The organism is Streptomyces sp. NPDC001153 (assembly GCF_053598315.1).
The window spans coordinates 16,872-41,135 of record NZ_JBSFJZ010000015.1; the positions used below are offsets into that span (position 1 = coordinate 16,872).

24 protein-coding genes are annotated in these 24,264 nt (G+C 71.9%); 10 read left to right on the top strand and 14 right to left on the bottom strand.

Going from position 1 to position 24,264, the window contains the following annotated elements; translation table 11 throughout:
* Positions 1–185 precede the first annotated feature (185 nt).
* Positions 186–1,409, top strand: a complete 1,224-nt coding sequence (serB, locus tag ACWDEN_RS18645; protein ID WP_351617538.1) for a phosphoserine phosphatase SerB — start codon at positions 186–188, stop codon at positions 1,407–1,409.
* Between the two features lie 63 nt (positions 1,410–1,472).
* Here serB and ACWDEN_RS18650 read toward each other — a convergent pair whose 3' ends face one another.
* From ACWDEN_RS18650 to ACWDEN_RS18665, 4 genes are all read right to left on the bottom strand, one after another.
* Positions 1,473–1,991 (bottom strand): SixA phosphatase family protein, encoded by a 519-nt coding sequence (locus ACWDEN_RS18650; protein ID WP_351617535.1) that lies wholly within the window; start codon positions 1,989–1,991, stop codon positions 1,473–1,475.
* Between the two features lie 77 nt (positions 1,992–2,068).
* Positions 2,069–2,275 (bottom strand): hypothetical protein, encoded by a 207-nt coding sequence (locus tag ACWDEN_RS18655; RefSeq protein WP_351617533.1) that lies wholly within the window; start codon positions 2,273–2,275, stop codon positions 2,069–2,071.
* A 203-nt stretch (positions 2,276–2,478) separates the two neighbouring features.
* Entirely contained in the window at positions 2,479–2,598 is a 120-nt protein-coding gene (locus tag ACWDEN_RS18660; RefSeq protein WP_023551744.1) for an SGM_5486 family transporter-associated protein, read from the bottom strand.
* Between the two features lie 775 nt (positions 2,599–3,373).
* A complete protein-coding gene (locus tag ACWDEN_RS18665; protein ID WP_450859665.1) occupies positions 3,374–4,747 on the bottom strand; it encodes a CynX/NimT family MFS transporter in 1,374 nt (457 codons plus the stop codon).
* An 82-nt stretch (positions 4,748–4,829) separates the two neighbouring features.
* Between ACWDEN_RS18665 and ACWDEN_RS18670 the strand changes: the two genes are divergently transcribed.
* Complete coding sequence (locus ACWDEN_RS18670) at positions 4,830–5,531, top strand: FadR/GntR family transcriptional regulator (protein WP_450859666.1); 702 nt, start codon at positions 4,830–4,832, stop codon at positions 5,529–5,531.
* Between the two features lie 10 nt (positions 5,532–5,541).
* Here the strand turns inward: ACWDEN_RS18670 and ACWDEN_RS18675 are convergent, their stop codons facing one another.
* From ACWDEN_RS18675 to ACWDEN_RS18690, 4 genes are all read right to left on the bottom strand, one after another.
* The gene (locus ACWDEN_RS18675; RefSeq protein WP_351617524.1) at positions 5,542–5,892 is read right to left on the bottom strand and encodes a hypothetical protein; all 351 of its coding nucleotides are present in this window, start codon (positions 5,890–5,892) and stop codon (positions 5,542–5,544) included.
* Positions 5,893–6,069: 177 nt separating this feature from the next.
* On the bottom strand, positions 6,070–6,837 hold the full coding sequence (gene fabI / locus ACWDEN_RS18680) for an enoyl-ACP reductase FabI (protein WP_450859667.1): 768 nt from the start codon (positions 6,835–6,837) through the stop codon (positions 6,070–6,072).
* A gap of 5 nt (positions 6,838–6,842) precedes the next feature.
* Positions 6,843–7,547 carry a 3-oxoacyl-[acyl-carrier-protein] reductase gene (fabG, locus tag ACWDEN_RS18685; RefSeq protein WP_351617518.1) on the bottom strand — a complete coding sequence of 235 codons (705 nt, stop codon included), beginning with the start codon at positions 7,545–7,547 and terminating at the stop codon, positions 6,843–6,845.
* A 348-nt stretch (positions 7,548–7,895) separates the two neighbouring features.
* Positions 7,896–9,038 (bottom strand): SEC-C domain-containing protein, encoded by a 1,143-nt coding sequence (locus tag ACWDEN_RS18690; RefSeq protein ID WP_450859668.1) that lies wholly within the window; start codon positions 9,036–9,038, stop codon positions 7,896–7,898.
* Positions 9,039–9,221: 183 nt separating this feature from the next.
* Between ACWDEN_RS18690 and ACWDEN_RS18695 the strand changes: the two genes are divergently transcribed.
* From ACWDEN_RS18695 to tyrS, 3 genes are read left to right on the top strand one after another with little or no spacing between them, the layout of a single operon-like run.
* Positions 9,222–10,745 carry a TldD/PmbA family protein gene (locus tag ACWDEN_RS18695; RefSeq protein ID WP_450859669.1) on the top strand — a complete coding sequence of 508 codons (1,524 nt, stop codon included), beginning with the start codon at positions 9,222–9,224 and terminating at the stop codon, positions 10,743–10,745.
* A complete protein-coding gene (locus ACWDEN_RS18700; protein WP_450859670.1) occupies positions 10,742–12,136 on the top strand; it encodes a metallopeptidase TldD-related protein in 1,395 nt (464 codons plus the stop codon). The genes ACWDEN_RS18695 and ACWDEN_RS18700 overlap by 4 nt, the downstream gene beginning before the upstream one ends.
* Before the next feature lie 56 nt (positions 12,137–12,192).
* Positions 12,193–13,461: a tyrosine--tRNA ligase gene (tyrS, locus tag ACWDEN_RS18705; protein ID WP_351617506.1), complete on the top strand. Its 1,269-nt coding sequence runs from the start codon at positions 12,193–12,195 to the stop codon at positions 13,459–13,461.
* Positions 13,462–13,570: 109 nt separating this feature from the next.
* Here the strand turns inward: tyrS and ACWDEN_RS18710 are convergent, their stop codons facing one another.
* Positions 13,571–13,858 (bottom strand): GlsB/YeaQ/YmgE family stress response membrane protein, encoded by a 288-nt coding sequence (locus ACWDEN_RS18710; RefSeq protein WP_351617504.1) that lies wholly within the window; start codon positions 13,856–13,858, stop codon positions 13,571–13,573.
* Between the two features lie 202 nt (positions 13,859–14,060).
* On the opposite strand from ACWDEN_RS18710, the gene ACWDEN_RS18715 reads away from it, so the two are divergent.
* Both ACWDEN_RS18715 and ACWDEN_RS18720 read left to right on the top strand, forming a co-directional pair.
* Positions 14,061–14,453, top strand: a complete 393-nt coding sequence (locus ACWDEN_RS18715) for a DUF3099 domain-containing protein (RefSeq protein ID WP_351617501.1) — start codon at positions 14,061–14,063, stop codon at positions 14,451–14,453.
* Positions 14,454–14,679: 226 nt separating this feature from the next.
* On the top strand, positions 14,680–14,898 hold the full coding sequence (locus ACWDEN_RS18720; protein ID WP_228623897.1) for a hypothetical protein: 219 nt from the start codon (positions 14,680–14,682) through the stop codon (positions 14,896–14,898).
* Here ACWDEN_RS18720 and moaA read toward each other — a convergent pair.
* The 3 genes from moaA to ACWDEN_RS18735 form a co-directional block, all read right to left on the bottom strand.
* A complete protein-coding gene (gene moaA / locus ACWDEN_RS18725; protein WP_450859671.1) occupies positions 14,895–15,884 on the bottom strand; it encodes a GTP 3',8-cyclase MoaA in 990 nt (329 codons plus the stop codon). The two genes, ACWDEN_RS18720 and moaA, sit on opposite strands and share 4 nt — an antisense overlap.
* Positions 15,885–16,039: 155 nt before the next feature.
* The gene (locus ACWDEN_RS18730) at positions 16,040–17,659 is read right to left on the bottom strand and encodes a solute symporter family protein (RefSeq protein ID WP_351617495.1); all 1,620 of its coding nucleotides are present in this window, start codon (positions 17,657–17,659) and stop codon (positions 16,040–16,042) included.
* Complete coding sequence (locus tag ACWDEN_RS18735; protein WP_450859672.1) at positions 17,656–18,012, bottom strand: DUF485 domain-containing protein; 357 nt, start codon at positions 18,010–18,012, stop codon at positions 17,656–17,658. The genes ACWDEN_RS18730 and ACWDEN_RS18735 overlap by 4 nt, the downstream gene beginning before the upstream one ends.
* A gap of 259 nt (positions 18,013–18,271) precedes the next feature.
* Here ACWDEN_RS18735 and ACWDEN_RS18740 point away from each other — a divergent pair, with 259 nt between their 5' ends.
* The 3 genes from ACWDEN_RS18740 to ACWDEN_RS18750 all read left to right on the top strand — a co-directional run bounded on the left by ACWDEN_RS18740 (position 18,272) and on the right by ACWDEN_RS18750 (position 22,366).
* The gene (locus ACWDEN_RS18740) at positions 18,272–19,804 is read left to right on the top strand and encodes a S8 family peptidase (RefSeq protein ID WP_450859673.1); all 1,533 of its coding nucleotides are present in this window, start codon (positions 18,272–18,274) and stop codon (positions 19,802–19,804) included.
* A 50-nt stretch (positions 19,805–19,854) separates the two neighbouring features.
* Entirely contained in the window at positions 19,855–21,231 is a 1,377-nt protein-coding gene (locus ACWDEN_RS18745; RefSeq protein WP_450859674.1) for a CoA transferase, read from the top strand.
* Positions 21,232–21,355: 124 nt separating this feature from the next.
* A complete protein-coding gene (locus tag ACWDEN_RS18750) occupies positions 21,356–22,366 on the top strand; it encodes a CopD family protein (RefSeq protein ID WP_351621119.1) in 1,011 nt (336 codons plus the stop codon).
* Between the two features lie 4 nt (positions 22,367–22,370).
* On the opposite strand, the gene ACWDEN_RS18755 is transcribed toward ACWDEN_RS18750, so the two are convergent.
* The gene (locus tag ACWDEN_RS18755) at positions 22,371–23,420 is read right to left on the bottom strand and encodes a zinc-dependent alcohol dehydrogenase family protein (protein ID WP_450859675.1); all 1,050 of its coding nucleotides are present in this window, start codon (positions 23,418–23,420) and stop codon (positions 22,371–22,373) included.
* Between the two features lie 107 nt (positions 23,421–23,527).
* Positions 23,528–24,238 (bottom strand): VIT1/CCC1 transporter family protein, encoded by a 711-nt coding sequence (locus ACWDEN_RS18760; RefSeq protein ID WP_450859676.1) that lies wholly within the window; start codon positions 24,236–24,238, stop codon positions 23,528–23,530.
* Positions 24,239–24,264: the final 26 nt, after the last annotated feature.

Genomic DNA, 24,264 nt, shown 5'->3' on the forward strand with positions numbered 1-24,264 from the left:
CGCACGTCCTGCCCGTCAGGGCATCTCGTGGCACAGTCGTGGTGGAGCCGGGGGCCGCCGTGAGCGGGCGGGCGGTGTCTCCCGGCGGCAAGATCCCTGACACCGGCGCGACATCCATTGTTCCGTGTCCGTCAGTCGGACCTCGACGGCGGACGGCACTGGGTGCCGGATACGGTGGTGACACCATGAGCGCTTCGCAGACCTCCGCTGAACAGACCCCCGAGGTCCCCACCCTCCTCGTCAAGATCTTCGGCAAGGACCGGCCGGGCATCACGGCGGGCCTCTTCGACACCCTCGCCGCCTACCTGGTCGACGTGGTCGACATCGAGCAGGTCGTCACCCGGGGCCGCCTGGTGCTGTGCGCGCTGGTCACGCAGCCGCCGGCCGGCCTGGAGGGCGATCTGAGGGCCACCGTGCACAGCTGGGCCGAGTCGATGAAGATGCAGGCGGAGATCATCTCGGGGCACGGCGACAACCGGCCGCGCGGCCTCGGGCGTTCGCTGGTGACCGTGCTCGGCCATCCGCTGACCGCCGAGTCGACGGCCGCCATCGCCGACCGGATCGCGAAGGCCGGCGGCAACATCGACCGTATCTTCCGGCTCGCCAAGTACCCGGTGACGGCAGTGGAGTTCGCGGTGTCGGGCGTGGAGACCGAGCCGCTGCGCACGGCCCTGGTCACGGACGCGGCGGCACTGGGTGTCGACGTCGCGGTCGTCGCGGCGGGCCTGCACCGGCGCGCCCAGCGCCTGGTGGTCATGGACGTGGACTCCACGCTGATCCAGGACGAGGTCATCGAGCTGTTCGCGGCGCACGCCGGCTGCGAGGACAAGGTCGCCGAGGTGACGACGGCGGCGATGCGCGGGGAGCTGGACTTCGAGCAGTCACTGCACGCGCGCGTGGCGCTGCTGAAGGGGCTGGACGCCTCCGTGGTGGACAAGGTGCGCAACGAGGTCCGGCTGACGCCGGGTGCCCGCACCCTGATCCGCACGCTGAAGCGGCTCGGCTACCAAGTGGGGGTTGTCTCCGGTGGCTTCACCCAGGTCACGGACGATCTGAAGGAACGGCTGGGCCTGGACTTCGCGCAGGCCAACACGCTGGAGATCGTCGACGGCAAGCTCACCGGTCGGGTCACCGGTGAGATCGTGGACCGCGCGGGCAAGGCGCGGCTGCTGCGCCGGTTCGCCGCGGAGGCGGGGGTGCCGCTGTCGCAGACGGTGGCGATCGGCGACGGCGCCAACGACCTGGACATGCTGAACGCGGCCGGTCTGGGCGTCGCCTTCAACGCCAAGCCGGTGGTCCGCGAGGCGGCGCACACGGCGGTGAACTTCCCCTTCCTCGACACGGTCCTGTATCTGCTGGGCGTCACCCGGGAAGAGGTCGAGGCGGCCGACACGCACGACGAGGGCTGAGCAGGCCCTGATGTGCGAGGGCCCGGCACCGCGCACGTGCCGGGCCCTCGCACATGGGTGAGATCACTCGTCTGGCGCCCAGTAGTCCATGAGTGTGGCCACGCCCGGCTCCAGGCTCTTCCAGGGGCCCTCGAAGGACAGCAGCGCGAACCCGGCGGCCGGGAAACCGCGGCGGTTCATCCGGTCGCGGGCTTCGCCCTCGGCGGTGCCGGACAGGATGTCGGCCAGGCCGTGGACACCCGGGTTGTGGCCGATGAGGATCACGTTCCGCACGTCGTCCGGGGTCTCGTTCAGCACGGCGATCAGTTCGCCGGGCGAAGCCTCGTAGACCCGCTCCTCGTAGACGGTCTTCGGCCGGTGCGCCAGTTCGTGGACGGCGAGCTTCCAGGTCTCGCGGGTCCGGATGGCGGTGGAGCACAGGGCGAGGTCGAAGGTGATGCCGGTGTCGGCCAGCTTGCGTCCGGCGACAGCGGCGTCCATACGGCCGCGCTCGGCGAGCGGGCGCTCATGGTCGGACACCTGGGGCCAGTCGGCTTTCGCATGCCGGAGGAGGACGATACTGCGAGGTTCTGCGGCGCTCATGGGACCCAGCTTCGCATGAAACGGACCATGCGGCGCAGGGAGTTGACATGCGGATTCACCGCGTACGGGGTGCCTGGTCAGCGCGCGAGGAGCTGTCGGGCGCGCTCGACGAGGTGCGTGATCGCCGGGTCGCCGCTCGCCGCGTGGGCGTCCGACGGGTTCAGTATCAGCGCCAGCAGTGCGATGAAGGCGAGCGCGGGGAGGGCGAGGGCCCACCAGGGCAGCCGGCTGTCGACGCCGCCCGTGGTCGCCGGGTGGGGCCGGGGGTGGGTGCGGGCCGGCATGATCGCCTCCGTGTGTCTTTCGAGCGGGTCCGTGACCGTGTCGTGCGGTCACATCTCGAAGTTACGGAATCCGGGGCCGCCAACCCATCCGGACTTCCACCCAGTTGCCCCTGACCCTTTCCCCCTAGGGGATGGGGGGCCAACCCCACCATCCGCCGGAAGAGGCGTCCAGGAGAGGTGCCCCACAGGGCCGGTGGCGGCCGTCAGGGGGATGCGAGGGTCGCGATGACGGCGATGATCACGAAGATGGCGAAGAACGAGCCGAAGACGAGCAGCATCTTCTTCTGGCCGTTCTGCGGGTTCGGGTCGAGCACAGGCTGCATGCGCCCAGTCTCGCACCCTCCGCTCCGCAGGGGTCGGCCGGGGCAGGTGTCGCCCCGCGCGGACCGCCGAACGGGGCACCGGGGCTTCTGCCGGCTCCCGGCCCCGCCTGCCACGGGCGGCCACGGCACGGTCTCCACCCCGACCGCCGGTGGCTGGGCCGGCCCCTGTCACCCCGGTCCGCCGAAGGCCGGCAGAGCCATCGGCACCGGCTTCCACGTGCCGCGACGGTCGGCGGGGCGCCCGCTCCCGGGTCCCGTCGGCGCAGTGCGGCGCGGCGCCCTCCGGGCCGGCCGGTCCGCGGATCCATGCCTTACGGCGGCCGCGGCTGTCCGTGAGGCCAGTACACCGCCTTCCGGCCCATCCGCAGATCAACGCGTCGCCGCCTCCCGCCCATCCCGACCCCGCCCGCCCATGCGAGGCACCGCGCCGCCACCCGCCGAGCCCGTCCGCGGCGAGTCGGTCCGCGGCGAGTCGGTCCGCGGCGAGTCGGTCCGCGGCGAGTCGGTCCGCGGCGAGTCGGTCCGAGGCCGGCTCCCGAGACCGTCCGCACGAGTCAGTGCGTCGCCGCCGTCCTGCCCGTCCTTGCGGGGCACCGCGTCGCCGCGCCCGTTTCCGCGCGCGAGTCAGTCCGTCGTCGCCTCCACGCCGGTCCTTGCAAGGGACCGCGTCCCCCGCCCCCAAGCCCGTCCGCCGCGCAAGTCGGCCCATCCCCGCCCCCGAGCCCGTCCCCGCGAGTCATCCCGTCGCCGTCTCCGGGCCCGTCCGCCGCGCGAGTCAGCGTGCGCTCGCCTCTTCCTCCACCGTGCGGTCGCGGCCCGCCAGGAAGCCCACTGCCATCTGCGGCAGCATCAGGCTCGCCATGAGGGCGATGGGCAGGCCCCAGCCGCCGCTCCGCTGGTAGAGCACGCCGACCAGCAGTGGGCCGGGGATGGAGATCAGGTAGCCGGTGCTCTGCGCGAACGCGGACAGCTGGGCCACCCCAGGCCCGCTCCGGGCCCGCATGCCGACCATCGTCAGGGCCAGCGGGAAGGCGCAGTTGGAGACGCCGAGCAGCAGCGCCCAGGCCCAGGCGCCGGCGGCCGGAGCGAAGTACAGTCCGGCGTATCCGGCGAGCCCGCACACGCCCAGGACCAGCACGATCGGCCCCTGATGGGGCAGCCGGGTGGCGACCCGCGGGATGACGAAGGCCAGCGGCACGCCCATCACCATGGTGACGGCGAGCAGCACGCCCGCGGTGCCGGCCGGGACACCGGCGTCGCGGAAGATCTGCGGCATCCAGCCCATGGTGACGTAGGCGGCGGTGGCCTGGAGGCCGAAGAAGACGGCGAGCGCCCAGGCGGTGCGACTGCGGGTGATGCGCAGCGGCGCGCGCGATGCCGCCGCCCCGGCCTGCTGTGCCTCCGCCCGCGGTCCCTCCGCCGCACGCTGCCGCTGCCCCGGCCGCGCGGGCGCGGTGTCGGGGCCGCGGTCCCGCAGAAGCGGCAGCCAGGGCAGGACGGCGGCGCCCGCGAGGGCGGCCCACACGGCGAGGCCGGACCGCCAGCCGCCGCCGAGGGCGCCGGTCAGGGGCACGGTCACCGCGGCGGCGAGGGAGGTGCCGAGGGCGAGGGCCATCGAATACAGGCCGGTCATGGAGCCGACCCGGTCGGGGAACCAGCGCTTGACGATGACCGGCATGAGCACGTTGCTGACGGCGATGCCCATCAGGGCGAGCGCGCTGGCGGCCAGGAAACCGGCCGTGCTGCCGAGATACGGCCGTATGAGCAGGCCGGTGGTGATGGCCACCATGCCGGCGCACACCACGGCGGCCGGACCGAAGCGGCGGGCCAGCCGGGGTGCGGTGATACCGAAGACCGCGAAGCAGAGCGGGGGTACGGAGGTGAGCAGACCGGCCGCGCTGCCGCTCATGCCGAGCCCGTCACGGACCTCCTCCAGGAGCGCGCCGAGGCTCGTGATGGCCGGGCGGAGGTTCAGCGCGGACAGGACGATGCCGACGACGACCAGTCGGGTCGCCCACGCGCGCGTGCGGCCGGCGCCGGGGGTCGTCTCGGCGGTGCTCGTCGTGGCGGCCGTACCGCGTTCGGTCGGGGACATCGCCGTACGGGTCTCCACTGTCCGGGTTTCCTCACGTGCCATGAGACCCATCATAGAATCATAGGATGATTCGTTGTCCATTCGGTTTTCCGGTCCCGGACCGTCCCCGCCCGGGCCTCGCGTGCGAAGGTGAGCCATGCCCTTGAGCCACCCGCGCCGTTCGGCGCTGTCCGAGCAGGTCATCGCCGAACTGCGCAACCAGATCACTTCCGGCGAGTGGCCGGTCGGCTCGCGCATCCCGACGGAGCCGGAGCTGGTCGAGCAGCTCGGCGTCGCCCGCAACACCGTCCGCGAGGCCGTCCGCGCGCTCGCCCACAACGGGCTGCTGGACATCCGGCAGGGCTCGGGCACCTATGTGGTGGCGACGAGTGAGCTGGCCGGTGTGATGCACCGCCGGTTCGCCGACGCCGATCCCCGGCACATCGCCGAGCTGCGCGCCGCGCTGGAGTCGGCCGCGGCGAAGCTGGCCGCCGAGCGGCGCACCGAGAAGGACCTCAAGCAGCTGGACGCGCTGCTGGACCGGCGCGAGGTGGCCTGGGCGGCGGGCGAGGCGGAGGCCTTCGTGACCGCCGACGCCACGTTCCACCTGGCCGTCGTGGCGGCCTCGCACAACGACGTGATCACCGCGATGTACGCCGATCTGGGCGAGGTGCTGCGGGACTGGCTGCGCGCGGACGTGGGCGCGGAGCTGACTCCGGAGACGTACATGGATCACACGCGCCTGGTGGACGCGATCCGCGCCGGGGAGGCGGAGGCGGCGGCCGCAGAGGCCGCGAGCTATCCCTTCCTGTGCCGGCCGGGCCGGTTCAGTGCCCCTTCCGCCCCTTCCGCTGACTGATCCAGCCGGTTCAGTGCTCGTTCTGGTGGCTGATCCAGACCGAGCGGACTTCCTTCCAGCACCGGCCGGTGAGCCGTACGGTCATGGCGGGGCCGGTGTCCACCGGTGCGCTGTCGGTGTCGATGTCCCACCAGCGGGCGCACTCGATGTGCAGACGCACGCGATCGGTGTCGACATAGGGATTGTGGCAGTAGGCCACCACATGGGAGCCGTGGACGGTCGTACGGCAGGAGGCCCCGAAGAGGCTCGGCGCGGGGGGCTTTCCGTCGTCCACGCGCGCGTAGGGCATCGCGTCGTACGGCAGGCAGAGCACGAGGGCCACGGCCAAGGTCACCGGGGCCAGGCTTCGGGACAGGCGCACAAGGGGACCTCCTCGGCCGGGCTGGGGAGGGACGCGTGTGGTGGACGCGTAATCCGTGTGGTGGACGCGTAATCCAGGGTGCGCCGTCCGGGCCGGTGGGCGCCCGGCAGGTGGGCCGAACGGGTGACGCCCCGTCCGCCCGCGCACTTGCGGGAGACGGGGCGTCAGGTACGAGGATCAGGCGCCGATGGCGTGCAGACCGCCGTCGACGTGGATGATCTCCCCGGTGGTCTTCGGGAACCAGTCGCTCAGCAGGGCGACGATGCCCCGGCCGGCCGGCTCCGGGTCCTTCAGGTCCCACTCCAGCGGGGAGCGGGTGTCCCACACGGAGGCCAGCTCGCCGAAGCCCGGGATGGACTTGGCGGCCATGGAGCCGAGCGGGCCCGCGGAGATGAGGTTGCAGCGGATGTTCTGCTTGCCCAGGTCACGGGCGATGTACCGGCTGGTCGCCTCCAGGGCGGCCTTGGCCGGGCCCATCCAGTCGTACTGCGGCCAGGCGAACTGCGCGTCGAAGGTCAGGCCGACGACCGAGCCGCCGTTCTGCATCAGCGGCAGGCAGGCCATGGTGAGCGACTTCAGGGAGTACGCCGAGACGTGCATGGCGGTGGCCACCGACTCGAACGGCGTGTTGAGGAAGTTGCCGCCCAGCGCGTCCTGCGGGGCAAAGCCGATGGAGTGCACGACGCCGTCGAGGCCGCCCAGCTCCTCGCCGACGACGTCGGCCAGCCGGCCCATGTGCTCGTCGTTGGTGACGTCCAGCTCGATGACCTTGGTGGGCTTCGGCAGCTTCTTGGCGATGCGCTCGGTCAGCGTGGGCCGCGGGAACGCGGTCAGGATGATCTCCGCGCCCTGCTCCTGGGCCAGCTTGGCCGCGTGGAAGGCGATGGAGGACTCCGTCAGCACGCCGGTGATCAGGACGCGCTTGCCCTCGAGGATTCCGCTCATGGTGATCAGTGACCCATTCCCAGTCCGCCGTCAACGGGGATGACGGCTCCAGTGATGTACGAGGCGTCGTCCGAGGCGAGGAACCGCACCGTCGCGGCGATCTCCTCCGGCTGCGCGTAACGGCCGAGCGGCACCTGCGAGACGATGTTCTTGCGCTGCTCGTCGCTGAGCACCTTGGTCATGTCGGTGTCGACGAAACCGGGCGCGACGACGTTGAAAGTGATGTTGCGCGAGCCCAGCTCACGGGCGAGGGAGCGCGCGAAGCCCACGAGGGCGGCCTTGGAGGCGGCGTAGTTCGCCTGGCCCGCCGAGCCGAGCAGGCCGACCACGGACGAGATCAGGATGACGCGGCCCTTCTTGGCGCGCAGCATGCCCCGGTTGGCGCGCTTGACGACGCGGAAGGTGCCGGTGAGGTTGGTGTCGATGACCGAGGTGAAGTCCTCCTCGGACATGCGCATCAGGAGCTGGTCCTTGGTGACACCGGCATTGGCGATCAGTATCTCGACCGGGCCGTGCTGCTCCTCGATCTCCTTGTAGGCCTGCTCCACCTGCTCCGGGTCGGTGATGTCGCACTTGACGGCGAGGAAGCCGGCGGGCGGCTCACCCGAGCGGTACGTGATCGCGACCTTGTCGCCGGCGTCGGCGAACGCGCGGGCGATGGCGAGGCCGATGCCCCGGTTTCCTCCGGTGACGAGAACCGAGCGGCTCAACGGATCACCCTTTCGATAGCGGTCTGCAGATGTCGGACAACCCGCCCGAACACCTGGATGGCAGGCGGCTTCACCGAAAACCTATCGGTACGGCCGGGCGCGTGGGCATTCGGGCACCGACAGTCACTCACGCCGCGCGCTGTGGGATCCCTACAGTTGGCGGGCCTGCGGAGAGCTGCGGTCTCCGTCCGCCCCACCGGGCACGTGGGCGGGGAGGGCCGCTGCCCTGGTTGCCGCCGGCATCGGTTTGTCGTACGTGCCGAGACGCTGCAAGGCGTCACCGAGGGTCGGTGCGCCGGCCGCGTGGAGAGCGTCCGGGGTGGACAGCGCAGCGGCCCGACGCGCCGATCACCCGTTCGCGGGATTCCCGCAGCACTTCTTGTACTTGCGTTCCGAACCGCACCAGCAGGGACCGTTGCGTGGCGGAGGCCAGTCATGGGCCTGGCCCGTGCGAGCCAGCTGCGCCGCGTACGCGGACCGCGCGGCGGGTGTATGGGGAGACCCGCCCGTTTCGCGCACATACGCGTCAAGACCGCTCACCGTTGCCCGGCCGACCGCCAGGCGGCTGCCGCCCTCGTCCGACAGCTTCCGCAGGGTGCGCTCGACCTGCCGTCGATGGGCGGCATGGTCGTCGCCGTACGAGTCCGCGGCGGACGGCCAGCGCTCCAGCAGGCGGTCGAACTCCTCGCGCGGCCAGAACAGCACGCACGTCGCCTGCGGGCCGGTGCGCACCGCCCGGTCCTCGGCGGTCACCTCCGCGAGGTCCCCGAATTCCGCCTCCAGGGCATCGGGACCGCCCTCCGCCAACCTCGCGAGCCGCACGGGATCGTGCAGGGTGTCCAGGGGGTGTATCCGGCCCTGCAGGGGCGACGTACGCCGCTCGTGCAGCTCATCCGCCACATCGTCCCAGTCGTCGTGCGGCTCGCCGAGCAGACGCCGCACCCGGTGGCGGCCGATGAGGAGCGTCTCCACGTCGAAGCCGTCGGAAGAGTCCTCCACCGTGTCGGCCGTCACCGTCGTACCGGCGCCCAGGACGTGTGTGATGCCCGCCGTGTACCACTCGGCCGCCGTCGCCGTCTCGTGCGCGGACTCGAAGACCTCGGCGACGAACATCCAGGCGCCCCCGTCCCGGGGATGGCGCCTGCGGAACGCCGCGGCCGCCGCGCGGGCCTCCTCCCGGCGCTCGGCGTCCCACAACGCATTGATGCGCAACGCGTCCACCAGATCAGGCTCCCGGCTTCCCCCACCCAGCGGGTCCAGCAAACGTTCGTACACGGCGACCGCACGCTCGTGCTCGCCCGCGTCGCTCCACGCCTCGGCCGCTTCCCGCAGCAGGTCCTCCCGCTCCTCGGGGAGCTGCTCGGCCAGCCGCTCGCACTCCGCAGCGGCCTGTGCGGGAGTGGGCGTGGGGCGTCCGGGACGCAGAGCGGTGGCGCGCCCGCCCCCGCGCTTCATCCTGCTCCTGCCCGCTTTGCCATGCTTGCTGGACATGGACTCACCGTAGTGCCGTCGGAGCCGAGCGCGCCGGGGAGTTGGGTCCGGCGCACGGCCGCACGCGCTGCGCGATGGATATTCGGCATGTGTGACGAGCCCAGGGCGTGCTTGACTTCCGCCTGGCGATTCGATGGATCGAGCAGGACGAACCTGGTGGTCAGACCGAAGGGATTCCCACCCGTGCCCCATGAAATCGATCAGTCGTTCCTGGCACTCCCCCTACGCGCCCTCGCCGACGCCGCGCTGGCACGCGCGCGTGCGCTCGGGGCCGAGCACGCGGACTTCCGGTTCGAGCGGGTGCGCAGCGCGTCCTGGCGGCTGCGGGACGCCAGGCCCGCCGGATCGTCGGACACCACCGACCTCGGCTATGCGGTGCGGGTCGTGCACGGCGGCACGTGGGGCTTCGCCTCCGGTGTGGATCTGACCATGGACGCGGCCGCCAAGGTGGCCTCGCAGGCGGTGGCCATGGCCAAGCTGTCCGCGCAGGTCATCAGGGCGGCGGGCTCGGACGAGCGCGTCGAGCTGGCCGACGAGCCGGTGCACGCCGACCGGACGTGGGTGTCGTCGTACGAGATCGACCCGTTCACGGTGCCGGACGAGGAGAAGGCGGCGCTGCTGGCGGACTGGAGCACGCGGCTGCTGACCGCGAAGGGCGTCAACCACGTGGACGCCTCCCTGCTCACCGTCCACGAGAACAAGTTCTACGCCGACACCGCCGGGACCGTGACGACCCAGCAGCGGGTGCGGCTGCATCCGCAGCTGACCGCGGTGTCGGTGGACGAGTCCAGCGGCGAGTTCGACTCGATGCGCACTCTCGCGCCGCCGGCCGGGCGGGGCTGGGAGTACCTGACCGGCACCGGCTGGGACTGGGACGACGAACTGGAGCGGATCCCGGAGCTGCTCACCGAGAAGATGCGGGCGCCGAGCGTGCAGCCGGGCCTGTACGACCTGGTGGTCGACCCGTCCAACCTGTGGCTGACCATCCACGAGTCCATCGGGCACGCGACGGAGCTGGACCGCGCGCTCGGCTACGAGGCCGCCTACGCCGGCACCTCCTTCGCCACCTTCGACCAGCTGGGCAAGCTGCGGTACGGCTCCGAGCTGATGAACGTCACCGGCGACCGCACCGCCGAGCACGGCCTCGCGACGGTCGGGTACGACGACGAGGGCGTCGAGGCGCAGTCCTGGGACCTGGTGAAGGACGGCACGCTGGTCGGCTACCAGCTGGACCGGCGGATCGCCCGGCTCACCGGGTTCGACCGGTCCAACGGGTGCGCGTACGCCGACTCCCCCGCGCATGTGCCGGTGCAGCGCATGGCCAACGTCTCGCTCCGGCCGGACCCGGCGGGGCTGTCCACCGAGGGCCTGATCGGGAGTGTCGACCGGGGCATCTACGTGGTCGGCGACCGGTCCTGGTCGATCGACATGCAGCGGTACAACTTCCAATTCACGGGCCAGCGCTTCTTCAAGATCGAGAACGGGCGGATCACCGGGCAGCTGAAGGACGTGGCCTACCAGGCCACGACCACCGACTTCTGGGGGTCCATGACGGCCGTGGGCGGTCCGCAGACCTACGTCCTCGGCGGCGCCTTCAACTGCGGCAAGGCCCAGCCGGGTCAGGTGGCCTCCGTGTCGCACGGCTGCCCGTCCGCCGTCTTCAGGTCCGTCAGCATCCTCAACACGACCCAGGAGGCCGGTCGATGAGCGCCCGCACGAACAAGCCGCACGAGATCGTCGAGCAGGCGCTCGCGCTGTCCCGGGCCGACGGCTGTGTCGTCATCGCCGACGAGCACTCCACGGCCAACCTGCGCTGGGCGGGCAACGCGCTCACCACGAACGGGGTGACGCGCGGCCGTACGCTCACCGTGATCGCGACCGTGGACGGCAAGGAGGGCACCGCCTCGGGTGTCGTGTCGCGCTCGGCGGTCACCGCCGAGGAGCTGGAGCCGCTGGTGCGGGCCGCCGAGACCGCCGCGCGCGGTGCGGGGCCCGCCGAGGACGCGCAGCCGCTGGTCGGCGAGGTGCCCCAGTCGCCGGACTTCGCGGACGCGCCCGCGGAGACCTCCTCCGCGGTGTTCGCGGACTTCGCCCCGGCGCTCGGCGAAGCCTTCGCACGCGCGCGTGCGGGCGGCCGGGAGCTGTACGGCTTCGCCAACCACGAGCTGGTGTCGACGTACCTGGGCACGTCCACCGGGCTGCGCCTGCGCCATGACCAGCCCACCGGCACGCTGGAGCTGAACGCCAAGTCGCCCGACCGCCTGCGCTCGGCCTGGGCGGGCCGTTCCACGCGGGACTTCAAGGACATCGACCCCGGGGCGCTCGACGCCGAGCTGGCCGTACGGCTCGGCTGGGCCGAGCGGCGCGTGGAGCTGCCCGCCGGCCGCTACGAGACGCTGCTGCCGCCCACGGCCGTCGCGGACCTGCTGATCTACCAGCTGTGGTCGGCCTCGGGCCGGGACGCGGCCGAGGGCCGGACGGTGTTCTCCAAGCCGGGCGGTGGCACGCGCGTGGGCGAGAAGCTCGCCGAGCTGCCGCTGACCCTGCGCAGTGACCCGAACGAGCCGGGCCTGGAGTGCCCGCCGTTCGTGGTCGCCCACTCCTCCGGCGGGGACCAGTCCGTGTTCGACAACGGGCTGCCGACCCACACGACGGAGTGGATCAGCGAGGGTGTGCTGAGGCACCTGACGACGACCCGGCACAGCGCGGGCCTGACCGGGCTGCCGGTGGCCCCGGTGCTCGGGAACCTGATCCTCGACGGCGGGAACGACCGCTCCCTGGAGGAGATGGTCGCGGACACCGAGCGCGGGCTGCTGCTGACCTGCCTGTGGTACATCCGCGAGGTCGACCCGGCGACGCTGCTGCTCACGGGCCTGACCCGGGACGGCGTCTACCTCGTGGAGAACGGCGAGGTGACCGGGCAGGTCAACAACTTCCGGTTCAACGAGTCGCCGGTGGCCCTGCTGGGGCGGGCCACGGAGGCGGGGCGCACGGAAAAGACGCTGCCGAGGGAGTGGAGCGACTGGTTCACTAGGGCTGCGATGCCCGCGCTGCGGGTGCCCGACTTCAATATGAGCTCTGTCAGTCAGGGCGTATAACCTCGTAGGCGGTAGTCGCTCGACTGCCCGAGGACCATCAAGGAGATACGAGAACCGTGACGGACATCGTCGACGAGCTGAAGTGGCGGGGGCTCATCGCCCTCTCCACGGACGAGGACGCACTGCGCAAGGCGTTCGCGGACGGCCCCGTCACGTTCTATTGCGGCTTCGACCCGACCGCGCCCAGCCTGCACCTCGGCAATCTCGTGCAGATCCTGACCATGCGCCGGATCCAGCAGGCGGGCAACCGCCCGCTGGGCCTGGTCGGAGGCGCCACCGGTCTGATCGGTGACCCGAAGCCGAACGCCGAGCGGACGCTGAACTCTCCGGAGGTCGTCGCCCAGTGGGTGGAGCGGCTGCGCGCGCAGATCGCCCCGCTGCTGGACTTCGAGGGCCCGAACGCGGCGATCATGGTCAACAACCTGGACTGGACCCAGGGCATGTCGGCCATCGAGTTCCTGCGGGACATGGGCAAGCACTTCCGGGTCAACAAGATGATCGCCAAGGAGGCCGTCGCCCGGCGGCTCAACTCCGACGCCGGGATCAGCTACACCGAGTTCAGCTACCAGATCCTGCAGGGCATGGACTTCCTGGAGCTGTACCGGCGGTACGGCTGCACGCTGCAGACCGGCGGCAGTGACCAGTGGGGCAACCTCACCTCGGGCACGGACCTGATCCACCGGGTGGAGCAGAACGCCGTGGTGCACGCGCTGGGCACCCCGCTGATCACCAAGGCGGACGGCACCAAGTTCGGCAAGACCGAGTCCGGCACGGTGTGGCTCGACCCCGAGATGACCACGCCGTACGCGTTCTACCAGTTCTGGGTCAACGCCGACGACCGTGACGTCTCGAAGTTCCTGCGCATCTTCAGCTTCAGGTCCCGGGAGGAGATCGAGGAGCTGGAGCGGCAGACCGAGGAGCGGCCGCAGGCCCGGGCCGCGCAGCGGGCGCTCGCCGAGGAGCTGACGACGCTGGTGCACGGCGCCGACCAGACGGCCGCCGTGATCGCCGCGAGCCGTGCCCTGTTCGGGCAGGGTGAGCTGGCGGAGCTGGACGGTCGGACGCTGGCCGCGGCGCTGTCCGAGGTGCCGCACATCGAGGTCACCGAGCTGGGTCCGGTGGTCGACCTGTTCGCCGAGGTCGGGCTCGTCGCCAGCAAGTCCGCTGCGCGGCGGACGGTGAAGGAGGGCGGGGCCTACGTGAACAACGTGAAGGTCGCCTCCGAGGACGCGGTGCCCTCGTCCGGGGATCTGCTGGACGGGCGGTGGCTGGTGCTGCGGCGGGGGAAGAAGAACCTTGCCGCGGTGGAGGTTGTTTCCGCTTAGTGCCGTGGGGGCGTGGGCGGACTGGCGACGGCGGCTTTCGTCGTGGTTTCTCGCGCCCACGCGGCAGGGCCGCATACCGGTACAGCGCCGCGCCCCTTACGGGGCGCTCTCATGCCCCGACCCTCTCCTGCTTCCTCTTCCCCAGCGTCGCCATGTAGAGGGCGTCCACGGCCGCGACGATGATGATCGCGGCCACCAGCTGGAAGATGTGCCGGGTCCAGTCGATGCCGCGGGTCGCGGCGACGCCGACGGCTCGGGCGACCGCGTTGCCCACAATGGCGCCGAGCATGCCGCAGATGGTGGTCAGCCAGAGGGGGCTGTGCTGCTTGCCCGGGATGACGGCCTTGGCTATGACGCCCAGCACGAATCCCACGATGATCGCCCACAACCAGCCCATGGCTGCCTCCTCGTACGGCTCGACGTGAGCATTACGGCCAGTCTGGGTGGGCGGGCCGTACGGCGCATGTCGGGTTCCCCCGTGCGCGGCACGGCCGGTGGCGTCACCGCAGGCAGCGGGCGACCCGGTCTCGTGGGCGGCGCAGCCGCGGCGTAACGTAAGAAGGTCGGGGAGAGCCGAAGCGGGCGGATGGTGGAATGTGATGCGGAAACAGCACGGCGGCAGCGCCCAGGTGTTCCGGATCACCGGGGCCCGGACGGGACTCGCCGAGGACGTGCGGGGCCGGCAGCGGAGGTACGTCATCTCGATGACGATCCGCACGGTGTCGGTGATCCTCGCGGTCTCCCTGTGGAACGTCGAGCGGTACGTCGCCATGGTGGCGCTCGTCGCCGGAGCACTGCTTCCGTATATCGCCGTGGTGATCGCGAACGCGGGCCGGGAGCGGCCGCCGTCCCTGCCCTCGACGTTCATCACCGCGCCGACGCGGCCGATGATCACCCCGCCGCAGGCGGAGGAGGCAGAGGCGGAATCCGTTCCCAAGGGCGCGGCGGCTCATCCGACGGGCGCGCGTGGCGAGCGGACCGGCCCCGCGTGAGCACGACGGGTACGCGGGAAGCGGAATGCCGTCGCCCGTCAAACTCAAGAAAAGCTCAAATCAATCGTGTAGTTCCAGTGCCGGGCGACGGGGTAACCGTGACATACTGCGTACGCGCTCCGCATCCCCCGTCGGAGCGACAGACCGACGCCGGGCAGCTCCCCCCGTGGCTGCTCGGCGTCGCCTTGTTCGGGCCCTTTCTGTACGACGAACCCGAGACGAACCCGTGAGTGACGAGACGCCGATCTGCTCCGCCAAGGGCTGTCGTGCCGCTGCCGTGTGGGTGCTGGCGTGGAACAACCCGAAGATCCACACGCCGGAACGGCGCAAGACGTGGCTCGCCTGCGAGGAGCATCGCGAGCATCTTTCGCAGTTCCTCGGGGTGCGGGGTTTCCTGAAGGACGTCGTGAAGTTCGCCGACTGGCAGGATCCCGAAGGGGCCTAGCCGCCGATCGCCGACATCGGCCGCTCCGGCTGCACGAACGAAGGGTCGTCCAGGCCCGCTCCCGCCTTCTTGCCCCACATCGCCAGTTTCCAGATGCGGGCGATCTCCTCGTCCGGGGCGCCGGAGCGCAGGGCCGCGCGGAGGTCGGTTTCCTCGGTGGCGAACAGACAGGTCCGTATCTGCCCGTCGGCCGTGAGGCGGGTGCGGTCGCAGGCCGCGCAGAAGGGGCGGGTGACCGAGGCGATGACGCCGACCCGGTGCGGGCCGCCGTTCACCAGCCAGCGCTCCGCCGGGGCCGAGCCGCGCGTGTCGGCGCCCTCGGGGGTGAGGTCGAAGCGGGTGCGCAGGGAGGCCAGGATGTCCCCGGCGGTGACCATGCCCTCGCGCTTCCAGCCGTGCTGGGCGTCCAGCGGCATCTGCTCGATGAACCGCAGTTCGTAGTCCTGCTCCACGGCCCAGGCCAGCAGGTCGGGGGCCTCGTCGTCGTTCAGGCCCGGCATCAGGACCGAGTTGACCTTGACGGGGGTCAGGCCGGCCTCGCGGGCGGCCTCGAGGCCTTCGAGGACGTCCTTGTGGCGGTCGCGGCGGGTCAGGGTCTTGAAGACGTCGGGGCGGAGGGTGTCCAGGGAGACGTTGACCCGGTCCAGGCCTGCCGCCCTCAGCGCGGTCGCGGTGCGCTTGAGGCCGATGCCGTTGGTGGTCAGGGACATCTGCGGGCGGGGGGCAAGGGCCGCGACGCGCTCGACGATGCCGACCAGGCCGGGGCGCAGCAGGGGCTCACCGCCGGTGAAGCGGACCTCCTCGATGCCGAGCTTGCGCACGGCGACGTCGACGAGGCGGACGATCTCGTCGTCGGTGAGCAGGTCGGGCTTGGCCAGCCACTGCAGGCCCTCCTCGGGCATGCAGTACGTGCAGCGCAGGTTGCAGCGGTCGGTCAGCGAGACCCTCAGGTCGGTGGCCACCCGGCCGTAGGTGTCGATGAGCACGTGGGCCCCCTCCCTCGATCCCGGAGCACTTGTTCCGCGTCACTGAGAGCCTACGTGACACCACTGACAACGGCAGCGGCCCGATCCGACGAGGTACGGCGCGGCCGCGTCGTAGGACCGTACAGTCCCCGCACGACGCGGCCGTCGTACGAACGTCAGTGTGCCCCGGTGCCGGTCAGGGACCGCACCTCCAGTTCGGCGTACTTGCCGGCGTCCGGGACCTCCTTGGAGAGCAGGGTGCCCACGACGCCGAGCAGGAATCCGACGGGGATGGAGATGATGCCGGGGTTCTCCAGCGGGAACCAGTGGAAGTCGGCGTCGGGGAACATCGAGGCGGGGCTGCCGGAGACCACGGGGGAGAACAGCACCAGGCCGACCGCGGTGACCAGGCCGCCGTAGATCGACCACAGGGCGCCCGAGGTGGTGAACCGCTTCCAGAACAGGCTGTACAGGATGGTCGGCAGGTTGGCGGAGGCCGCGACCGCGAAGGCGAGGGCGACCAGGCCGGCCACGTTCAGGTCGCGGGCGAGGGCGCCGAGGACGATCGAGACCGCGCCGATGCCGACGGTGGCCCAGCGGGCCGCGCCGACCTCCTGCTTCTCGGTGGCCTGCCCCTTCTTGATGACGTTGGCGTAGATGTCGTGGGCGAAGGAGGACGACGAGGCCAGGGTGAGGCCCGCGACGACCGCCAGGATCGTGGCGAAGGCGACGGCGGAGATGGTGGCGAGCAGGATGGCGCCCCAGTTGGAGTCGACGCCGCCCAGATGCAGCGCCAGGAGGGGTGCCGCGGTGTTGCCCGCCTTGTTGGAGGCGATGATCTCGCCGGGTTTGATCAGTGCGGCGGCGCCGAAGCCCAGGGCGAGGGTCATCAGGTAGAAGGCGCCGATCAGGCCGATCGCCCAGATGACCGACTTACGGGCGGCCTTGGCGGTCGGCACGGTGTAGAAGCGGATCAGGATGTGCGGCAGGCCCGCGGTGCCGAGGACCAGGGCGATGCCGAGCGAGATGAAGTCCAGCTTGGTGGTGCCGGTGGCGCCGTACTTCAGGCCCGGCTCCAGGAACGCCGAGCCCTTGCCGCTGTTGTCGGCGGCCCGGCCGAGCAGATCGGAGATGTTGAAGTGGAACTTCAGCAGGACCAGGAAGGTCAGCAGCAGGGCGCCGGCGATCAGCAGGACCGCCTTGACCATCTGGACCCAGGTGGTGCCCTTCATGCCGCCGATGGTGACGTAGACGATCATCAGGAGGCCGACCAGGGCGACGATGCCGATCTTGCCGCCGTCGCTGGTGATGCCGAGCAGGAGCGAGACGAGGACGCCCGCGCCCGCCATCTGGGCCAGCAGGTAGAAGATCGAGACCACGATCGTGGAGGTGCCGGCGGCCGTGCGGACCGGGCGCTGGCGCATGCGGTAGGCCAGGACGTCGCCCATGGTGTAGCGGCCGGAGTTGCGCAGGGGTTCGGCGACCAGGAGCAGGGCGACGAGCCAGGCGACGAGGAAGCCGATGGAGTACAGGAAGCCGTCGTAGCCGAACAGGGCGATGGCGCCGGCGATGCCGAGGAAGGACGCGGCGGACATGTAGTCGCCCGAGACGGCGAGGCCGTTCTGGAAGCCGGTGAACTGGCGTCCGCCGGCGTAGAAGTCGGCGGCGTTCTTCGTCTGGCGGCCGGCCCAGACGGTGATGACGAGGGTCGCGGCGACGAACACCGTGAACAGGGTGGTGATCAGCGTCCGGTGGTCGCTCGCCTCGCCCGCGGCCAGCGTGATCGCGGGGCTCATGCGCCGCCCTCCATCCGGGACTTGATGGCCTCGGCCTTGGGGTCGAGCTCGGCGGCGGCGTGCCGTGCGTACCACCAGGCGATGAGGAAGGTGGTGAGGAACTGGGCGAGGCCCAGGACGAGGGCCACGTTGACGTTGCCGACCACCTTGGTGCCCATGAAGCCGCCCGCGTAGTTGGAGAGCAGCACGTACAGCAGGTACCAGCCGGTGAAGGCGACGGCCAGCGGGAAGGCGAACGAGCGGTGGGCGCGGCGCAGTTCACCGAACTCCGCGCTCTGCTGCACCTCGGCGAACTCCTCGGTGGTGGGAAGTGGGGCCCCTGGTGTGGCGGGGGGTGGTGTCTCGGTGGCCACGGAGTCTCCTCGCGTTGCGGAAGCGGTGACGAACGGGGAGCTCGATGGTGCTGGCGCTCCCCGCCAAGGTCCACGGCGCCACGCGAGGACCGGTTCAAGTCCTATGAGTTGTTTCGCAAGCGGTCTTGGCGAGCCATTGCCAAGACATTGCCGCCCAGTGAGCCGTGGGGTTGGCTTCTGCCTGCACCACGCGTCATGTACCTGCCCGAGCACCCTCTGCGTCTCGGGCGGTTTCGTATCCGGATGAAGTGGAGATCCCATGGTTCATCTGCGTTCCAGACGCCGGCTCGCGCTCGCGGTGCCCGTCGTGCTGTCGCTGACCGCCTCGCTCGGCCTGCTGCCGGCGGCGGCCTCCGCGGCGCCCGGCACGGCCCGGGCGGCACGGACTGCGGACGGCGAGCCGAACCTCGCGTACGTGGTCAACACCCGTACGGATCACGGCACGATCGAGTCCGTGCAGCGGGAGATCGTCCACAACGGCGGCTCGGTGGTGGCCAGTTACGACAGAATCGGTGTGATCGTCGTCCACTCCGCGACGGCGGACTTCGCCGCGCGGATGCGCGCGGTGCGCGGGGTGGAGTCGGCGGGTGCCACGCGTACCGCGCCGCTGAGTGCCGCGGGGACGACCGACGAGGGTGCGGTGCAGGTCCTTTCCACGGCGGAGGCCGCGAAGCTCGCCAAGGCCGCGACCCCGGGCGAGGAGCCGCTCGAGGCGGACCAGTGGGACCTGCGGGCGATCGGCGCCGACCGGGCCGCGCGGATCAACCCGGGCAGCAGCAGAGTGACCGTCGGTGTCATCGACACGGGCGTGGACGACACCCACCCGGACATAGCCCCGAACTTCTCCGCCTCCCAGTCGGCGAACTGCGTGAGCGGAAAGGCGGACACGACCTACGGCGCGTGGCGCCCGGCGGACGCCAACCACTACCACGGCACCCACGTGGCCGGTGAGATAGCCGCGGCCCGCAACGGCACAGGCGTGGCCGGTGTGGCGCCGGGCGTGAAGGTCGCGAGCATCACGGTGGCCCAGCCGGACTCGACGCAGCTGTTCTACCCGGAGAGCGTGGTCTGCGCCTTCGTGTTCGCCGCCGACCACGGCATACAGATCACCAACAACAGCTACTACGTTGATCCGTGGCTGTACAACTGCATGGACGATCCGGATCAACGTGCCATCGTTGACGCGGTCAACAGAGCCCAGATGTACGCGCAGCGCAAGGGCACGCTCAATGTGGCCTCCGCGGGCAACTCCAACGACGACCTGGACGCACACGCGCTCGTGGACGGCTCCAGCCCCGACGACTCGACGGCCACGAGCCGCACGGTCGACCCGCACGAGTGCTTCGACGTGCCGACCCAGCTGCCCGGCGTGGTGACGGTGAGCGCGGTCGGCGTGAAGGGCACCAAGTCGTACTACTCCAGCTACGGCCTGGGCGTGATCGACGTGGCGGGGCCGGGCGGCGACAAGTACCAGATCCCGGACACGCCGTCGAAGAACGGCCGCATCCTGTCCACGCTGCCGAACGGCCAGTACGGCTTCCTCCAGGGCACCTCGATGGCCTCCCCGCACGTGGCGGCGGTGGCCGCGCTGCTGAAGTCGGCGCATCCGAACGCCACTCCGGCCCAGCTGCAGGCCCTGCTGAAGGCGGAGGCGGACAACCCGGGCTGCCCGAGCGAACCCTACGACGGCAATGGTGACGGGGTCGTGGACGCGACGTGCGTCGGCGGCGAGCGCGTCAACGGCTTCTACGGCTTCGGCACGGTGGACGCGTTGGCCGCGGTGACCAAGTAGGGCCGGACTGGGACAGTATATTGATTCAGTCAATACTGCATAGTGCAGTCATGACTGCTATCAAGTTCGCTTGGTCCGCGCTGGGCGGCGACCCCGCCCACCTCGCGCGGCTCACCACCGTGGTGCGGGAGGGCGCGCTCCCGGCGCGCCTTCCCGTACGCGAGCTCGCCCGTGCCTGCGTCGGCGTCTGTGCGCTGGCCGCCGCGGAACTGGCGGCCCGCCGCTCCGGACGCGGCGAGGTGCCCGGCGTCCGGGTCGACGACGGGGCGGTCGCCGCCGCCTTCCACAGCGAGCGCCTGCTCCAGGTGGACGGGCGCACGCCGGTCGCCTTCGCACCCCTGTCGCGGTTCTGGCGGACGGCGGACGGCTGGGTGCGCACCCACGCCAACTACCCGCACCACCGGGCCCGGTTGCTCGGCACGCTGGGCCTGCCGGAGGACGCCTCGGCGGAGGCGGTGGCCGGCCGGATCGCCGAAGGGTCCGCGGCGCAGGTCGAGGAGGCGGTCTGCGGCGCCGGCGGCCTCGCCGTGGCCCTGCGCGGCCCGAAGGAGTGGGCGGCCACCGGGCAGGCCGCCGAGGTGGCCGCACGCCCGCTGGTCGAGCGCGAACGCCTCGGCTCCACGCACGCGCGCGTGCTCACCCCGCTCGATCCCGCCGCCGCTCCCCTGCTGCCCGCCGCAGGCCTGCGCGTGCTGGACCTGACCCGGGTCCTGGCCGGCCCGGTCGCCACCCGCACCCTCGCCCTGCTCGGCGCGGACGTGCTCCGCGTGGACGCCCCCTGGCTGCCCGAACTCCCCGACCAGCACGCCGACACGGGTTTCGGCAAGCGGTCGGCGCTGCTCGATCTCACCGCCGACCGCGACACCTTCGAGGAGCTGCTGGCCACGGCCGACGTCGTCGTCACCGGCTACCGGCCGGGCACCCTCGACCGCTTCGGGCTCGCGCCGGAGGCGCTGTTCGCGCGCCGGCCGGGACTGGTCGTGGCGCAGGTCTCGGCATGGGGCGCGTACGGCCCCTGGGGCGGGCGGCGCGGCTTCGACAGCCTGGTGCAGGTCGCGACCGGCATCGCCGCGACCGAGGGCTCCGCCGAGGCGCCCGGCGCACTGCCCGCGCAGGCACTGGACCACGGCACCGGCTATCTCCTGGCCGCGGCCGTACTGCGGGCGCTGACCGAGCAGTCGTACGACGGGGGCGGCCGCCTCGTGCGGCTGGCGCTGGCCCGGACCGCGCACTGGCTGACCGACGGGATCCGGCCGACCGCGGCCACCGGTGCGCCGTACGACGGCCCGGACGCCTGGCTGGCCGAGACGGACAGCGCGCTCGGCCGGCTGCGGCACGCACTGCCGCCGGTGTCCTTCACGGGCGGCCCCGCCGACTGGGCGCGGCCTCCGGTGCCGTGGGGGTCGGACGGCGCCCGCTGGCGGTGAGCGCTCGCGGCCCGGAACAGGTGAGTGCGCGGGCGGCCGGAAACGTATGTATGCGTGGAATTCCGTACTGCCAGTTGTTTTCCGGGACTTGCCCGGTTCTGCGGCGGCTGGCGAAGATCACGGGGTGAGCTTGATACGACCGACCGCCGAGGCGAGCGGCGAAGAGGGCCCCGCCCGGCGGTTGGGCACCGGCCGGGCCGTCGCCCTCCTGATCCTGGTAGCGCTGGGCGCCCTGATCCCGCTGCTCGGGCCGTCGGCGGCGCTGCACGGCACCGGGGAGGCCGCCGCGCCGGGGGCCGGCGGCATCGGGCTGCTGCGCGCGGTGCTGTTCGCGGCCCTGAGCGTGCCCCTCGGCGAGCTGTTCGTGCACCGGCTCGCCCGGCGCCTGCCCGGTGTTCCGCCCGAACGACCGCACAGCTGGACCCCGTTGGCCACCAGCGCAGGCTTCGTCGCCGCGCTGGCGCTCGCCTCGGTGGTGTCCGCCGGCAACCTGATCCCGCACCGCCTCGGCCAGATCGACGTCGGCGGCCTGTACGGCTCCCGCGACGGCCGGCTGGCCCTGCTGGAGGTCAACGCCTTTCTGCTGGCGGCGCTGTGCGCGTTCCTGCGCCGTCCGGCGGCCCGGGTGTGGCCGCCGGCCGCGGTGGTGGTAGCGGAGGCACTGCGCGCCCACCCCGCGACCGAGCAGAGCCCGCTGATCGGCTCGGCCCTGACACTGGTGCACCTGGCGTGCGCGGCGCTGTGGACCGGCGGTCTGCTGCACACCCTGCGGCTGATCGGGCTGTGGCGCGCCAGCCCCGCCGGGGCCGCGTTGCTCGGCCTCTACGCGCGCGTGGCGGCCGTCCTGCTCGCCGCCATCACCGCGACGGGCGTGTGCAGTTCGCTGCGCCGCATGCCGTCGGCCACCATCCTGGACCAGCTGACGACGACGGCGTACGGACGCACCCTGCTGGCCAAGGTGTTCCTGGTCGCCGCCGTCGCGCTGCTCGCCCTGTGGGCGCGGATCCGGCTGCGCCGCGCCGCCGACCCGCTGACCGCGTGCGCGCCCGCGCGGGCCGAGCTGATCGCCCTGGGCGCGGTCGTCGCGGTCTCGGGTCTGCTCACGGCGCTGCCGCTGCCGATCCGCTGGACCTAGCGGGTCACCGGTCGTTGGTGACCAGGACCTTGAGGGCGGTGCGCTCGTCCATCGCCTTGTAGCCCGTGGGCACGCCCTCGATGTCCACCGTCATGTCGAACACCGGCGAGGGGTCGATCGTGCCGTCGAGGACGTCGGGGAGCAGGTCCGGGATGTAGGCGCGGACCGGGGCGACGCCGCCGCGCAGGGCGATGTTCCGGTCGAACATGACGCCGAGGTCGAGGCCGGTGCCGCTGCCGTGCGGCACGCCCACGAAGCCGATCGCGCCGCCGTCGCGGGTGATGTTGACGGCCGTCCGCATGGACTGCTCGGTGCCGACGGCCTCCACGACGGCGTGCGCGCCCTGGCCGCGGGTGAGCTCTCGGACGGCCTCGACGGCCGCGTCCCCGCGCTCGGCGACGACGTCGGTGGCCCCGAAGCGGCGCGCGATGTCGGTGCGGACCTCGTGCCGGCCGAGGGCGATGATCCGCTCGGCGCCCAGCCGCTTGGCGGCCAGCACCGCGCACAGGCCGACCGCGCCGTCCCCCACGACGGCGACCGTGGCGCCGGGGCGGGCGCCCGCGCCGAGGGCGGCGTGATGGCCGGTGCCGAGGACGTCGGAGAGGGTCAGCAGGGCCGACAGCAGGTGGTCGTCGGAGGCGGCGTCCTTGGGGAGCTGGACGAGGGTGCCGTCGGCGAAGGGCACGCGCACGGCCTCGCCCTGGCCGCCGTCGTAGCCGACGGAGCCCCAGAAACCGCCGTGCTCGCAGGACGTCGTCAGGCCCTCGCGGCAGTAGTCGCAGACGCCGTCGGACCACATGAACGGCGCGACCACCAGGTCACCGCGCTTGACGGTGCTCACCTCGGAGCCGGTCTCCTCGACGATCCCGAGGAACTCGTGTCCGATGCGCTGCCCCGGCTGCCGGGCCGCCTCGCCCCGGTAGGCCCACAGGTCGCTGCCGCAGATGCAGGCGCGCAGCACCCGCACGACGGCGTCGGTGGGCAGCTGCACCACGGGCTCGGGGACGTCCTCCACACGCATGTCGAACGGGGCGTGGATGGTGGTGGCGCGCATGGCGAGGGTCCTTCTCGTGCGGGATGGTGCGGTGTGCTCAGGGGGTGGTCGAGCGCACCACACGGTACGCCGTCACCGGCCCGGGCTGCGCGCCCAGGGTCCGCGCGTCAGACGCCCGCCGCGCCCAGCAGGCTGCCCGCCGCATAGGTGACCGCCATCGCCAGCGCCCCGCCCACCACGTTGCGCAGCACCGCGCGTTTCGGGTCCGCGGCGCCGAGCCGCGCGCTTTTCCAGCCGGTGAGGACGAGCGCGGCCAGGACGGAGACGACGGTCACACCCAGCCGCCAGCCGGCCGGGGGCAGGACGATGGCCAGCAGCGGCAGCAGCGCGCCCACCGTGAAGGCCAGAAAGCTCGCCCAGGCCGCGTGCCAGGGGTTGGTGAGGTCCTCCGGGTCGATACCGAGCTCCACGCGCGCGTGGGCCTTGAGCGGGTCCCGCGCGGTGAGCTGTTCGGCGGCCTCCCGGGCCACCTCGTGGGACAGTCCGCGTTCCTCCAGCAGTGTGGTCAGCTCCCGCAGCTCGGCCTCGGGCTGCTCGCGCAGTTCCCGTTTCTCCACGGCCAGCGCGGCCATCTCGGAGTCGCGCTGGGTGGAGACGGAGACGTACTCGCCGGCCGCCATGGACATCGACCCGGCGAGCAGGCCGGCCAGTCCGGCGGTGAGCAGCGCGGACCGGCTCTGGGTCGCGCCGGCCACGCCGACGACGATGCCCGCGGTGGAGACGATGCCGTCGTTCGCGCCGAGCACGGCGGCCCGCAGCCAGTTCAGCCGCGAGCCGAGCGCGCGCCCGTGGGCCTCTTCGTGGGTGGGTTCCGTCACAGCAGGGAGGATCGCACTCCCGGGGC